Here is a 13837-nt window from a genome sequence, read left to right on the forward strand (position 1 = left end):
GGCTCAGCGTCCCGTCATCGCCCGCGCATTGGCCAGGAAGGTGCGGCCGATCCTTATCTCGCCTCCGTCCGCCAGCGCCGCGAACCACACGCCGCTGCCGTCATGGCGCAGCCGCGCGATATGGTCGCGCCGCACGATATGCGACCGGTGCAGGCGGACGAACTGCTGCGGGTCCAGCCTTTCCTCCAGCGAACTGATCGTCTGGTGCAGCAAATAGCTGTGCTGCCCGACATGCAGGCGCATATAATCGCGTTCCGCCTCGATTCGGTCGATCTGGTCGGTGGCGAGGCGGATCAGTTCGGACCGGTGCGGCACCCAGAATTCCTCCGCCCATTCCGGTTGCGGCTCGGCAGCGGCCTCGCCTTCGGGCAGGCGGTTGCGTAGCGCCGCCTCCACCCGGTCGATAGCGCGCGACAAACGATCATGCGCGACGGGTTTCAGCATATAGTCGACCGCCGCCAGGTCGAACGCCTCGACCGCGAAGCCTTCGAAGGCGGTCACGAAAATGACCGCGGGGCGCATACCCATCCGCCCGACTGCCCGCGCGACACCGATGCCGTCCAGCAACGGCATCGCGATGTCCAGCATGACAAGGTCGGGCTTCAACCCCTCGATCAAGCGCAGCGCCGCCTCGCCATCGCTGGCGGTGCCGACCAGGGCGATGCGCGGTTCGCGCGCGCACAGCATCTGCAACCGCTCGATCGCCAGCGGTTCGTCATCGACGATCATCGTGCGGATGGACATGATGCGTTCAGCACCCCTTGCGAAGGATGGGAAGGGTCAGCAGCACGGCAAAGCCGCCCGCCTCGCGCGGACCATAGACGATCCGCCCGCTATCGCCAAAGCGGGCGGTCAGCCGGTCGCGCACATTGGCGAGGCCGATGCCGTTGCCGCCGTCCGCGTCGCCGGGCGGATTGGGGCCATCGTCGGTGACGTTGATGTGCATCAGGTCGCCATCCTCGCGTGCGGTAATCCGGATCTCCACGGGCCGGGATGTGCGCGACACGCCATATTTGATGGCATTTTCGACCACCGGTTGCAGGATCAGCCCCGGAACGCAGGCGGTCAGCAGCGTCGGCGGAATGTCGATCACCGTCTTCAGACGGTCGGGGAAACGCACCCCCTCAATATCCAGATAGAGTTTCTGGAGATGCACTTCCTCCGCCAGCGGCACATCGTCGAGCGGATCGCCGGTCAGGCTGGTGCGATAGAAATTGCTGAGCGACATGATCATCTGCTCGGCCTCGTCGCGCCGGTCCTTCATCACCAGCGAGGAGAGCGAATTGAGCGTGTTGAAGAGGAAATGCGGGTTCACCTGATAACGTAGCGAGCGCAATTCGGCCTGCTGCGCTGCGCGCTCGAGCCGGGCGGCGCGGCGCTCCACGCGGCGTGCTTCGCTGGCGTAGGAAAGGGCAAGGTAAAGCCCCGCCCATGCGGACAGGAAGAAGAAGCGGCTGATCGCATCCTCGACGATGCTGATCAGTGCATAATTTTCCTCGACCGCCTTTTTCTGCATCTCGGCATCGGCGAACATCGTGGGGTCATAGACGTTGAACATATAATAGTTGGTCGCGGCCATCGCGAGCGCGAAGGGCGCGGCGAGCGAGAAGGCGGCGACGATCCGCAGCGCCAGGGGCCGCGCATCGAAGCGGCGCAGCACCAGATAGAGCACCCAGGTGATGATGATGCCGATGATCGCCACCACCATGCGGCGGGCGGCCATCTCCATCTGCGATTCAAAGCCCACCACCGCGGCGCGCAGGCTGACCAACATTGTGTAGAACAGCCAGAAGCCCAGAATGGAATAGAGCGCGATCGCGGGGGAAACGCCGCGTTCGCCGTCTTCGGGAAACAAAGTCATGGTTCCTGTCTATCGCTCTCGGTACAAATTGTCGCCCCATGCCCTGGTAGCTGGTCGAACCGCGATGCATGTTGGTCGAACGATCAACAGCGGAACCGCGCTTCCCACCCATCGTTGACTCCTTGAAAGCGCGCTATGGGCGCGCGGAAGGAGAGTGACATGAGCGACAAGACCGACATTCGCCCCAACAGCCGCGAGGAAGCGCGCGACGATCGCGAAACCGATCATCAGGACCATATCATCACCGCGAACGAAAAGCTGGACGAGGGGCTTAAGGATTCGATGGACGCATCTGATCCGCCCTCGACCGCGCGCTCGGGCGACAAGGGCGATCCGGTGCCCTCGTCCGGCTACCGCGAAGAGGATTGATGGCGGTGGCGGATATTGATGCTATCATGCGACGACGAGAGAAATAACGAGAGGAGTGACCCGTTCGATGCCGACATCCTGCACGCCCGCCGTGGAGCGGATTGCCCGGGTTCTGGCTGGCCGCCATTTGAGCTTGAATGGCGAAGGGCAGGATGCCCACGCATCGAGCGCGGTCGACGCGGCATGGCCCGATCATGTGGAGGATGCCTATGCCATCCTCCACACCTTGCGAGAGCCTGATACGCAAATGGCGAATGCCGGAGATGTGGCGATCTGGCGCAGCATGATCGGCGCGGCCTTGGCGGGCCGGGTCGGCGCTTAAGGCATTTGCTAAGATTTATAAGGCATTGACGCGCGAAGCTGGAGTTCGCCGTAATGCCCGATTGTCATTATGCCTTGACGTTTCGTCCTGACCTGCGCCTGATGGACGTGGCATGGCATCGCCATTTTACCGTGAACGATGTCGCAGCCTACGCACGCGCTTGCTGGACCGAATTTGATCGTCACGGATTCTATCCGGGCTATCTATTACGGATGGACATGAGCCGAAGCGCCATTCAACCGCAAAATGCTCTGGCCATGTTCCGAACCCATTTTGCCGGCTTCCCTCAGGCGCGACGCATCGCCATCGTTACGGCCAGCGCGCTTGCGCGACTGCAGGTGCAACGCGAAATGACGCAGTCCTATCTCCAAATTTTCGACCGGGCCGACACGGCCTTTGCCTGGCTGACGCAGGATGTCGCCGCAGTCGCCTGATCCCTATTGGCGCAACCGTCATCCATTTGTCGCAAACGCCGATTTTCATGTTGCGCTGCACAACCAAATCTGATCCCTTGTGAACGGCGGCAGAATAGGCGCTTAAGCCTTCGGTAACCATGGAGGGCGCATAGTCTGTCGTACGACTTCAAGTCGGAGGGCAAGACTATGGGCACGAGTGCAAGACCAGCAGATGGCGCCGTCACCTTGGCGGAATTGCGCGAATTCGCGAGTTTCCCGTCTGCAACGCAACGCTATATCCGTCGATCGCTTGACATCGGTCTTCGTCGCCGCGACGCGATGAAACTATGGTCGCGCGACCTGGTCGAGGAAGCCTCGATCCGGGCGCAAGCCCGCATCTACGGGCGTCTCGACGAAATCAAGATGCGCGTGCCTGACGACAGCGGCCTGGAACAGGCTGAACCCTTCATGGCCCCATTGGTCACGATTTCCGCCTTCGATCTCGGACAGGATCGTATCGGCAGCTTTTCGGCCTATCGCTTCCTGTATGAACGGCTGCTCGGCGCGGGATCGCGGCCCTGGCTTCCCGGCGCCTTCTGCGCGGCGGCCAGCCTGCCGCACCTTCACCCCGAAAAGCGCCGTACACTGCTTCAGTCGATCAGCGAAGCCGCTGCGACCGCTGCGGGCTGGTCCAACCGCGAGCCGACCTTTTATCCCGAGTGGGTGGAAAAGGTGGACATGAGCAAGGCCAACTGATCGTTGCCGTTCGGCGCTTCGGGGGGAGCGCGGGGCAGCAAAAAGGGCGCGGCGGCCACATGGCCATCGCGCCCTTTTGCGTATCGGGCTTCGCCCGGCGGATCAGCGGATCGGCGAATCCGGCGACAGGCGCATGTCCAGATAATTGTCGACCGACTTCATCAGCTGGTCGAGCTCATGCTCGAAAAAGTGATTGGCGCCGCGAATCTCGTCATGATGGATGGTGATGCCCTTTTGCGTGCGCAGCTTGTCGACCAGTTTCTGCACGGCGCTTGCCGTCACCACTTCGTCCGACGTGCCCTGCACGATGATGCCGCTGGACGGGCAGGGGGCCAGGAACGAGAAATCATACATGTTGGCGGGCGGCGCGACCGAGATGAAGCCGCGAATTTCCGGGCGGCGCATCAGCAACTGCATGCCAATCCACGCGCCGAACGAAAAGCCGGCGATCCAGGTCGTCTGCGCTTCGGGGTGGAAGCTCTGCACCCAGTCGAGCGCGGCGGCCGCGTCGGACAATTCGCCCACGCCATTGTCGAACGTCCCCTGGCTGCGACCAACACCACGGAAGTTGAAGCGCAGCACGGCAAAGCCGCGCTTTACGAATGTCTTGTAGAGCGCCTGGGTGATCCGGTCGTTCATCGTGCCGCCGCCCTGCGGATGGGGATGCAGGATCATCGCGACCGGCGCGCGCGGGCGCGGCGGGGGGCTGAAACGGCCTTCGAGACGGCCTTCGGGTCCGGGGAAAATGACGTCGGGCATGGCACCTGTTATCGTTCTGGGCCGCCTGCTCCTTTGACAAGGGTCAGGACAGCGGGGAAAAGGGTCGGCGCAAACGCCAGGCCAAGCTGGCGCGGCGCGGCAAACCGCCTATATAGAAGCCGCCGCCATTTCCGCAATCAATGAGTAACGCCGCTTGGCCGCCGACCGCCTTTATCTCGATCACGCCGCCACCACCCCGATGCTGCCGCAGGCGCGCGACGCCATGGTCGCGGCGCTGGACGCCTGGGCGAACCCGTCCAGTCCCCATGCCGATGGCCGCGCCGCGCGCGCCGCGCTGGAGGATGCGCGCGCCCGCATTACCGCCGCATTGGGGTGGGACGGTCCTGTCATCTTCACGTCGGGCGCGAGCGAGGCCATCGCCATCGCGCTCACCCGCGCCAAGGCGGCCCGGATCCTGACCTCGCCGGTAGAGCATGACGCCGTGCTGCGCGTGACGCCGGACGCGGATCGCCTGCCGGTGGACGCTGATGGCCGGGTCTGCGCCCGGATCGAAGGAGGAGGGACCATCCTCGCCATCCAGCATGTCAACAATGAGACGGGCGTGATCCAGCCGCTCGACCGGATCGAGCGGGGCGAGGCGATTCTGTTCGCAGACTGCGCCCAGAGCGCCGGCAAGCTGTCGCTGCCCGACGCCGACATGATCGCGGTGAGCGCGCATAAATTCGGGGGTCCCCCCGGCGTCGGCGCGCTGCTGATCCGCGACCTCGGCCTGATCGACGCAACAGGCGGACAGGAACAGGGCTATCGCGCAGGCACGGAAAATCTCCCCGCCATTCTCGCCATGGCCGCGGCCCTCGACGCGCAAAGCAACTGGCTGCCCCGCGCCGCCGCCCTGCGCGCACGCCTCGACGCCGGGATAGAAGCTGCGGGCGGCACGATCGTCGCGCGCGCCGCACCCCGCATCCCCACCATCGCCAGCTACCGCATGCCCGGTCTGTCGGCCCGCGCGCAGCTCATCCAGTTCGACATGCGGGGCATTTCGGTGTCCGCCGGCAGCGCCTGTTCGTCCGGCTCGTTGAAGACCAGCCATGTCCTTGGCGCGATGGGCTGGGACGAAGCAGAGGCCGGCGAAGTGGTCCGCGTCAGCTTCGGCCCGCAGACCAGCGAGGGCGACGTCGACCGGTTCCTTGTCGTCTGGACCGCCATGGCGCAGCGGGCGCGGTCATGATCTATCTCGATTATCAGGCGACCACACCGCTCGCGCCTGAGGTGTTCGACGCCATGGTCCCGCTGCTGCGCGACCAGTTCGCCAATCCGCACAGCGCCCATCGCCCCGGCCGCGCCGCCGCCGCGCAGGTCGAAGTCGCGCGCGACGAGATTGCGCGCCTGCTGCCCCCCGGCGGCCGGCTGATCTTCACCTCCGGCGCGACCGAGGCGCTCAACATCGCGATCCAGGGTGCGCCGCCCGGCGGCATCGTCACAATCGCGACCGAACATGCCGCCGTGCTCGATACGGTAGAGGCGATGCGGCGGCAGGGGCGGGACGTGACGATCCTGCCGGTGGACGACGACGGCCTTGTGGACATGGACGCGGCCCGCGCCGTCATTCGCCCCGGCGTGGCGCTGGTCGCCGCGATGCTGGTCAACAATGAAATCGGCGTGATCCAGCCGACAGCGGCGCTTGCCAGACTGGCGCGCGATGCTGGCGCGCTGTTCCTGTGCGACGCGGTGCAGGGCTATGGCCGCGTGCCCATCCCCGATGGCTGCGACATGATCGCGATCAGCGCGCACAAGATCCACGGGCCAAAGGGGGTGGGCGCGCTCTGGCTGCGCGATGGCGTTCGGCCCGCACCGCTCCTCCACGGCGGCGGGCAGGAAGGGGGGCTGCGCTCCGGCACGCTCTCCCCGGCGCTGTGCGCGGGCTTTGGCGCTGCCGCCCGGCTGATGCGCGAGCGGGCGGACGCCGACCGCACCCATGTCGAAAGCCTTGCATCGCTCGCCCGCACCCTGCTTCCCGACTGGTCGCTCAACGGCAGCGCCACCCACCGCTACCCCGGCAATCTCAACCTGCGCCGCGACGGAATCGACGGCGCGCGGCTGTTGTCTTATTGCCGCAATGTTGCTTTTTCGCTCGGCAGCGCTTGCGCAAGCGGGTCCGGGCGGCCTAGCCATGTGCTGCGCGCGCTGGGGCTGACCGACGCTCAGGCGCGCGGATCGGTGCGGATCGGCTTTGGCCGCTACACGACGCCGGATGAGGTGGAGAGGGCTGCAAGGGCGTTGAATGAGGCGGCAGCCGCACAAGCGGCGCCGTGACAAGGGAGCGCATATCATGACCAGGGTCACCTTCATCAGCGCCGACGGGGAGCGGCGGCAGGAGGTCGACGGGCCGGCGGGTTCCGTATTGCTGGAGGTCGCGCAGGCCGCCGGCCAGCCGCTGGAGGGGACCTGCGAGGGCCAGATGGCCTGCTCCACCTGCCATGTCATCGTCGACGCCGGCGACTTCGCCCGGCTCCCCCGCGCCAGCGAGGATGAGGAAGACATGCTCGATCTTGCCGCCGCCGCCACGCGCACCAGCCGCCTGTCCTGCCAGATCGTCCTTGATCCCGCGATGGACAGCCTCACCGTCCGCATTCCGGGCGAATTCAACAATATGCAGGGAATGTAAGGCCGCCCCATGAAGATCGTCACCGCCCTTGGCGCCCTGGCGCTGCTCGCCGCGCCCGCCTCCGCCGCCGACCGTCAGAAGACCCCGGCGCAGGAGCCCGCGCCGACCGGCAATCTCGACAATCTCATGCCCGCCGCGCCGCGCTATCTGGTGCCGCAATCGGCGCTGGAGCAGGTCCGCAATCCCAAGGAGATTGAGGAGGAGACGGGCGGCCGCCTGGGCGTCGCGCTGGTCGACCGGCAGGGCGCGCTGCTCTTGGGCTTCAACCGTGACGAGCGGTTCGCCATGTGCTCGACCTTCAAGGCGCCGCTGGCCGCCGCCGTGCTGACCGGCGCGGATGGCGGCAAGTTCGGGCTGGAAGGGACCATCCCCTTCGGCAAGGAGGATGTGCTCGATTACGCGCCGGTGGTGAAGAAGAACCTCAAGCGCGGCCGCATGTCGATGGAGGAACTGGCGCGCGCGGCGGTGGAGGTCAGCGACAATAGCGCCGCCAATCTGCTGCTGCCGATGCTGGGCGGGCCGGAAGGGCTGACCGCCTTCATGCGCGTCCATGGCGATGACGTCACCCGGCTCGACCGCACTGAACCCGCGCTCAACGAAAATGCGGAAGGCGACCCGCGCGACACGACCACGCCCGCCGCCATGGCGGGCCTGATGGCGCGCCTCTTCTTCCGCGACCTGAAGGCGGAGAGCGCCGACCGCCTGCGCGCCTGGTTCAACGCCAGCAGCACCGGCGACAAGCGCATCAAGGCCGGCCTGCCAGAAGGCTGGACCTCGGGCAGCAAGACCGGCAGCTGCGGCACCGCCTATAATGACGTGGCGCTGGTCAAGTCCCCCACCGGCGAGGAATATATCCTCGCCATCTATCTCGACCGCCCAACCATCGACGCGAAGAAAGCCGAAGCCGCGATCGCCGAAGCCGCCCGCGCCGCGCTGAACTTCGTGGGGCAAGCGCGCAAGAGCGGCCTGGAATAGCGGGGGAGGGCGCGGCCGAACTCTAGCGCCCATCCCAGCGTCACCCATCCGGACCTCCCCTCATCCTCCCCTGGCAGGGGAGGTGGCTGGCCAGAGGCCAGACGGAGGGGTGTGGGGGTAGCGAGGGGGTTCTATGCTGCAATTCCGCGATGCGGGCGAAAACGGCTGACGCCAGCGACTAGCAACGAACATGCTGGACCTGCGGTAAATACGATGCACTAGCTTGAATGGTCGGTTAAGGCACAACGCTCGTCTGCGCAGATCACAACATCGTCATCTGGGTTAACGGGTTTGCCCTCAGGACACCATTAATGAGCCACTGACCTTCCCAGCGCCGGTGGGTGCCCATGGCCAGAACCATGCCCTTCAGCGGAAATTCAACACCAAATTTCTTTACCATCCACTCAAGTGCTGCCGCCTCGCTCCCGAGGTCATGCCGGCGTTTGAGGAACGTGGCTTCGGTCTCCCAGTCTTGACATGTGCCAATGTGAATACCATCTGCGTCGCGATAGCGATATTTGAATACGTGCGGACAGGCCTCCCGCGGGATCAGATTGCCCTGACTGAAAAAGTCATTCTGTTTTCGCATGTTATCATAGACATTCTGCTGCCGCTTAAGCTCCTCTGCGGTCTGATGTTCGTGCCAGAAATCAATAACTTCGCAATTGAGGATGGCAAGGCTACGGCCTTGGTCCCATTCCGCCTTTAGAGAGGTCACAGCGGCCGTGTCCCGTTAAGTGGTGTAACAGCGTCACCGTTGGGGCGTGAAGCGGAGGGAGCGTAGCGACCGGAGCTTCATGCCCCAACGGTGGCATGGCTTCTGTCTAGGCGGCCATCGCCAATCTTCGGTAGAGTTCGGGTTGCGAAACCAATGAACCTATCGGAGACGACGATGACCACAGACAGAATGGCCCTTATTGAGCTGGTTGAAAAGGGCGCTGATGCGGATCTCGTTCGCGAGATGTTGGCATTTGCCGCTGAGCGAATGATGGAAGCTGAAGTGCAGGTGCTGACTGGCGCCGCGCATGGCGCTCGCGACCCTGCCGGGCGACAGGTCCAGCGCAACGGCTATCGAGAGCGTTCCTGGGAGACCAGGGCCGGCCACATCGAACTGGAGATCCCGCGGCTACGCAAGGGATCGTATTTCCCATCCTTCCTTGAACCCCGTCGGACTGCCGAGAAGGCGCTGACGGCGGTGATCCAGGAAGCCTATGTCCAGGGCATTTCGACGCGATCGGTCGATAATCTCGTGAAGGCCATGGGCGCTACGGGCATCTCCAAGAGCGCCGTCAGCCGACTGATCCAAGAGATTGACGAACGGGTTAACGCTTTCCTCAACAGGCCAATCGAGGGCGAATTCCCTTATCTGTGGCTCGATGCGACCTACATCAAATCGCGCCAGGGTGGCCGGATTGTGTCGACCGCGACGATAATAGCTGTCGGTGTCAGCAACGATGGCCGCCGCGAGATACTGGGCGTCGACACCGGGCCAACCGAGGCCGAAACCTTCTGGAAGGGCTTCTTGCGCTCTCTTGCCGATCGCGGGCTCCGGGGCGTCAAGCTTGTCATTGCAGACGATCACAAGGGCTACGCGCCGCTGCCAGCAAGGTTTTCCACGCAACCCAGCAACGCTGTCGGATTCATTGGATGCGCAATGCGCTCGCCCATGTTTCCACTAAGCAGCGTGCTGCCGTCACCGCCATGATCAAGACAATTTTCGCGCAGGAAACTGCTCAGGAGGCTCATAAGCAATGGCAAACAGTCGCCGATGCCCTGCGTGATCGCGCTCCCAAACTTGCTGAGATGATGGATGGCTCCCGCGAAGACGTCCTCGCTTACACAGCCTTCCCGAAAGAACATTGGCCGCAGATTTCCAGCACAAATCCCCTGGAACGTCTCAACGGAGAGATTAAACGAAGGTCCGACGTTGTCGGCATCTTTCCCAATGACGCGGCCATTGTACGCCTCGTCGGAGCCCTCATGCTCGAACAGCAGGACGAATGGGCCGTGGCTCGCCGATATATGACACTTGAAAGTCTCGCCACCGTCAGCGACAATCCCCTCATCAGTTTGCCCGGCGTGGCAGCCTGATCCAGTCCGATCCTCTACCGAGGATACCCGCTGTTACACCATCCCCCGGGACACGATCGGTCACAGCTGCCCGGTTAAGGAAGGAATGGCGCTCGTCTTCCTTCAATTTACCTTTGATCTCGATGCTATCCTGATCCACGCGCCGAGATTCAACTCGCTGGTCTGATGTGGCCCTTCGCCAGCGATAAGAAATCCGATCCCATCGCCCAAATTTCTTCCCGTCAGCCAAATGTCGGAATGAGACGGGATAAAGACGAACCCATTTACCGTTCATGTCGATGGCAGCCATACAGACCGTTTCGCCGTGTGACTGGCTCGCTCGGGGAGCGGCTTTCACTATGATGAAAGCCTCATCATCTTTATGCTCATGTGATCCCTCAGGTGCCAACGACATTTACAGTTCTCCCGGTCGTTCAGCTTGGATGCACTCCTAAGTGAACAATATCAACTGACACTATGTCACGTATTCGTTCTGCGACAATCGATCTGTGGCAATCTTTTGGGGCCCGCTCGTAGCACATGAGGGCCACTGTCTCTTCCCGAGTGACGATTGCGGCTTCTTGGATGGCGATCTGGGCCTCATCAGACTTCAAGTGCGCGTTGAAAATCAAACGGAACTCAGCCATGTCGCCGCGGCGCGCAGCATCCCGACCTGGCTTAGGATCACCAAGCTGACGGACGTGCCGATAGCTAATGCCTACTTCCTTCAACGCTTCCGAGAGCACGCGTTTCGAAAAGCCAGGGCGGCGAGACTGGGGCAACTGACGCACATCAAGTAGCAAAGATACTCCGGCACGCTTCAACGTCGCAATGAAATCCACGACGCTGGCACCTTCATATCCCAGAGTGTAAATCTTGTTCAGGTCTGCCTCCCCGGCATATCGGCGACGGTGTTGATCCACGCGCCCTAGGCGAGAAACAACCAGAATTCCATCAATCTCGGTCGCACTTTGACAATTCGTGACTGCTCGATCCGCGTGAGTTCTCAGGCGTTAGAACGATTGCGCAACGATTGCTTATTGCGGTTGACCTCTGTATAAGCCAGTCCTTGACTTCCGTGCCTTTTCTCGCCGGAGGGCCACGGCGACATGTGGCGAGGATCGCTACTGCGTAAGGCGATATCTTGGGCTGCATGGCTTGCTGCGCGCAGAAGGGTCCCGCGTTACGCGATAAACCTCTCGTCGGTTGTTGTCTGTCCGAATGCGATCAGCTCAGCCACCGACGGCGTAACGCCACCACACCCCCTACCAATGTAGGATTATTCCTGATCTACCCTTGCGGATGACGCATTTGCCCGCCCGCGCCAACGCTGTTCGGACGCCCCACAGGCCGCCCGTTCGCCCGGCGCAGGGTGTCGCTTCGTGGTCGCCTTATGGTCGCTTCGCGGTCGCGTCAGGGTCGCTTCGGGCCGAAAAAGGCCGACGACACTGTGAACTTCGCCCTGCTGTCACAGTCACCCGGCGACTCGGCAGTGCGCCGCTGGGCGCTGTGGGGTCAGGCCTTGCCGAACACCCGCTCGAAAATCGTATCGACCTGGCGGAAATGATAATCGAGGTTGAATTTCTCCTCGATCTGATCGGGCGACAGGGCGGCGGTGACGTCGGCGTCGGCCTTGAGCAACTCCATCAGCGACAATTGCCCGTCCGATTCCCACACCTTCATCGCGTTGCGCTGGACGTAGCGATAGCTGTCCTCGCGGCTGACCCCCGCCTGCGTCAGCGCCAGCAGCACGCGCTGCGAGTGGACCAGACCGCCCATCTTGTCGAGATTCTTCATCATCCGCTCAGGGTACACCAGCAGCTTGTCGATCACCCCGGTCAGGCGGCCGAGCGCGAAGTCCAGCGTGATGGTCGCGTCCGGGCCGATATAGCGTTCGACCGACGAATGGCTGATGTCCCGCTCATGCCACAGCGCGACATTCTCCATCGCGGGCAGGGCATAGGCGCGCACCATGCGGGCAAGGCCGGTCAGATTTTCGGTCAGCACCGGGTTGCGCTTGTGCGGCATCGCGCTCGACCCCTTCTGGCCGGGCGAGAAATATTCCTCCGCCTCCAGCACTTCGGTGCGTTGCAGGTGGCGCACCTCGACCGCCAGCCGCTCGATCGACGATGCGATGACGCCCAGCGTCGCGAAGAACATCGCATGGCGGTCACGCGGGATGACCTGCGTCGATACCGGCTCGATGGCAAGGCCCAGCTGCTCGGCCACATGCTCCTCGACGCGCGGGTCGATATTGGCGAAGGTGCCGACCGCGCCGGAAATGGCGCAGGTGGCGACTTCGGCCCGCGCCGCGATCAGCCGCGTGCGGCAGCGGCTGAATTCGGCATAGGCTTCCGCCATTTTCAGGCCAAACGTCACCGGCTCGGCATGGATACCATGGCTGCGGCCGATCGTCGGGGTCAGCTTGTGCTCGAACGCGCGGCGCTTGATGACGTCCAGCAGCCGGTCGAGATCCTCGATCAAGATATCGGCGGCGCGGGTCAGCTGCACCGCCAGGCAGGTGTCGAGCACGTCCGAACTGGTCATGCCCTGGTGCATGAAGCGGGCTTCGTCGCCGACCTGCTCGGCGACCCAGGTCAGGAAGGCGATGACGTCATGCTTGGTCACGGCCTCGATCGCGTCGATCGCGTCCACGTCGATCGCCGGGTTGGTCGCCCACCAGTCCCACAGCGCCTTGGCGGCCGACGGCGGCACCACGCCCAGCTCGCCCAGCTTCTCGGTCGCATGCGCCTCGATCTCGAACCAGATTTTGAAGCGCGCCTCCGGCTCCCAGAGGGCGGTCATCTGCGGGCGGGAATAGCGGGGGATCATGGGCGAATCCTGTCTGGCTGGAAACGGAAAGGAAATGTGCCGCGCCACCTAGCAGCGTCGCCCGCCGCGGGCAAATCGACGTGCATATGCCCATGGTCTTTCGCCAGCGCCGAACATTGCGTGTGATGAAACAGATGAATCGAAAGATTTTGCTGGTCGAATGGCGGAATATGAATAGAAATTCAGGAACATCTCGGCCTGTTGAGCTATTATTTGTTCACTATTGGACGGACCTGCCGCGCCGCTGCTGGTCCGGGAATATTGAATAACAGGAGATCAGCATGATCCGGACGATTTTGTTCACAACCGCTCTGGCGATCGCGACGCCGGCATTGGCGCAGCAGGCGATGACGCCGGGCGCCGCATCGCAGCCGGCCGCCCCGGCGGCGCCCTCCGCGGCGATGCCCGCCCAGCCTGCAACTCAGCCGGCACCCGCAACCTCCGTAGCGTCGATCGTCGATAGCGAATTTCCGGCCTATGACGCCAACAGCGACGGCCAGCTCGACCAGTCGGAATTTTCCCGCTGGATGGTGACGCTCAAAAGCCAGGAGATGAAGGCCACCGGGCAGCAACTGCCCGCTGATCAGGTCACGGCCTGGGCAAACGGCGCCTTCACCTCGGCCGATGCCGACAAAAGCATGATGGTCAGCAAGTCCGAACTGATCACCTATCTCAGCGCAGGCGCCTGACACAGAGGATTCCCGCCAGTCACGAAGGGCGGAATGATACCCAAACGGGTCGCACCAGGGGGCGGCATGGAACGAAGGCCATGCCGCCCTTTGCTGTCCTATCCGGTTCACGGCTGACCGCGCATAAAGCCGCGTCGCAACGCCCGCCAACGACCCGATGCCCGTCAATCGCGTCCCGCTTCT

At 63.3% G+C, this 13837-nt stretch carries 15 protein-coding genes and 1 pseudogene; 10 read left to right on the top strand and 6 right to left on the bottom strand.

What is annotated here, in order from left to right:
- Window positions 1-3: 3 nt before the first annotated feature.
- Window positions 4-744, bottom strand: coding sequence for a LytR/AlgR family response regulator transcription factor (locus SKA58_RS05880; RefSeq protein ID WP_009821464.1), 741 nt, complete (start codon window positions 742-744; stop codon window positions 4-6).
- 7 nt (window positions 745-751) lie between these two features.
- Complete coding sequence (locus tag SKA58_RS05885) at window positions 752-1861, bottom strand: sensor histidine kinase (protein WP_009821465.1); 1110 nt, start codon at window positions 1859-1861, stop codon at window positions 752-754.
- Window positions 1862-2020: 159 nt separating this feature from the next.
- Between SKA58_RS05885 and SKA58_RS05890 the strand changes: the two genes are divergently transcribed.
- The 4 genes from SKA58_RS05890 (at window position 2021) to SKA58_RS05905 (ending at window position 3703) form a co-directional block, all read left to right on the top strand.
- Entirely contained in the window at window positions 2021-2230 is a 210-nt protein-coding gene (locus tag SKA58_RS05890; RefSeq protein ID WP_037542649.1) for a hypothetical protein, read from the top strand.
- A 67-nt stretch (window positions 2231-2297) separates the two neighbouring features.
- Window positions 2298-2552: a hypothetical protein gene (locus SKA58_RS05895; RefSeq protein ID WP_009821467.1), complete on the top strand. Its 255-nt coding sequence runs from the start codon at window positions 2298-2300 to the stop codon at window positions 2550-2552.
- 74 nt (window positions 2553-2626) lie between these two features.
- Window positions 2627-2986 carry an STAS/SEC14 domain-containing protein gene (locus SKA58_RS05900; RefSeq protein WP_232209371.1) on the top strand — a complete coding sequence of 120 codons (360 nt, stop codon included), beginning with the start codon at window positions 2627-2629 and terminating at the stop codon, window positions 2984-2986.
- Between the two features lie 168 nt (window positions 2987-3154).
- Entirely contained in the window at window positions 3155-3703 is a 549-nt protein-coding gene (locus SKA58_RS05905) for a hypothetical protein (protein WP_037542171.1), read from the top strand.
- A gap of 102 nt (window positions 3704-3805) precedes the next feature.
- On the opposite strand, the gene SKA58_RS05910 is transcribed toward SKA58_RS05905, so the two are convergent.
- Window positions 3806-4462 (bottom strand): alpha/beta hydrolase, encoded by a 657-nt coding sequence (locus tag SKA58_RS05910; protein ID WP_009821471.1) that lies wholly within the window; start codon window positions 4460-4462, stop codon window positions 3806-3808.
- Window positions 4463-4616: 154 nt separating this feature from the next.
- Between SKA58_RS05910 and SKA58_RS05915 the strand changes: the two genes are divergently transcribed.
- From SKA58_RS05915 to SKA58_RS05930, 4 genes are read left to right on the top strand one after another with little or no spacing between them, the layout of a single operon-like run.
- The gene (locus SKA58_RS05915) at window positions 4617-5651 is read left to right on the top strand and encodes a cysteine desulfurase family protein (protein ID WP_009821472.1); all 1035 of its coding nucleotides are present in this window, start codon (window positions 4617-4619) and stop codon (window positions 5649-5651) included.
- On the top strand, window positions 5648-6736 hold the full coding sequence (locus tag SKA58_RS05920) for a cysteine desulfurase family protein (RefSeq protein ID WP_009821473.1): 1089 nt from the start codon (window positions 5648-5650) through the stop codon (window positions 6734-6736). The genes SKA58_RS05915 and SKA58_RS05920 overlap by 4 nt, the downstream gene beginning before the upstream one ends.
- A 16-nt stretch (window positions 6737-6752) precedes the next feature.
- Window positions 6753-7088, top strand: coding sequence for a 2Fe-2S iron-sulfur cluster-binding protein (locus tag SKA58_RS05925; RefSeq protein WP_037542650.1), 336 nt, complete (start codon window positions 6753-6755; stop codon window positions 7086-7088).
- Window positions 7089-7097: 9 nt separating this feature from the next.
- Complete coding sequence (locus SKA58_RS05930; RefSeq protein WP_009821475.1) at window positions 7098-8063, top strand: extended-spectrum class A beta-lactamase SGM-1; 966 nt, start codon at window positions 7098-7100, stop codon at window positions 8061-8063.
- 262 nt (window positions 8064-8325) lie between these two features.
- On the opposite strand, the gene SKA58_RS19820 is transcribed toward SKA58_RS05930, so the two are convergent.
- Window positions 8326-8781 (bottom strand): hypothetical protein, encoded by a 456-nt coding sequence (locus SKA58_RS19820; RefSeq protein ID WP_009821476.1) that lies wholly within the window; start codon window positions 8779-8781, stop codon window positions 8326-8328.
- Between the two features lie 174 nt (window positions 8782-8955).
- Here SKA58_RS19820 and SKA58_RS05940 point away from each other — a divergent pair.
- Window positions 8956-10154: pseudogene (locus SKA58_RS05940) on the top strand (IS256 family transposase).
- Window positions 10155-10567: 413 nt separating this feature from the next.
- On the opposite strand, the gene SKA58_RS19380 reads toward SKA58_RS05940, so the two are convergent.
- Together SKA58_RS19380 and purB are read right to left on the bottom strand one after the other, a co-directional pair.
- On the bottom strand, window positions 10568-10975 hold the full coding sequence (locus SKA58_RS19380; RefSeq protein ID WP_232209372.1) for a DUF488 domain-containing protein: 408 nt from the start codon (window positions 10973-10975) through the stop codon (window positions 10568-10570).
- 673 nt (window positions 10976-11648) lie between these two features.
- A complete protein-coding gene (purB, locus tag SKA58_RS05950; RefSeq protein WP_009821480.1) occupies window positions 11649-12965 on the bottom strand; it encodes an adenylosuccinate lyase in 1317 nt (438 codons plus the stop codon).
- A 281-nt stretch (window positions 12966-13246) separates the two neighbouring features.
- Between purB and SKA58_RS05955 the strand changes: the two genes are divergently transcribed.
- Window positions 13247-13654 (top strand): hypothetical protein, encoded by a 408-nt coding sequence (locus SKA58_RS05955; RefSeq protein WP_009821481.1) that lies wholly within the window; start codon window positions 13247-13249, stop codon window positions 13652-13654.
- Window positions 13655-13837 lie beyond the last annotated feature (183 nt).

Source organism: Sphingomonas sp. SKA58, from assembly GCF_000153545.1.
GTDB classification, from domain to species: Bacteria; Pseudomonadota; Alphaproteobacteria; order Sphingomonadales; family Sphingomonadaceae; genus Sphingobium; species Sphingobium soli.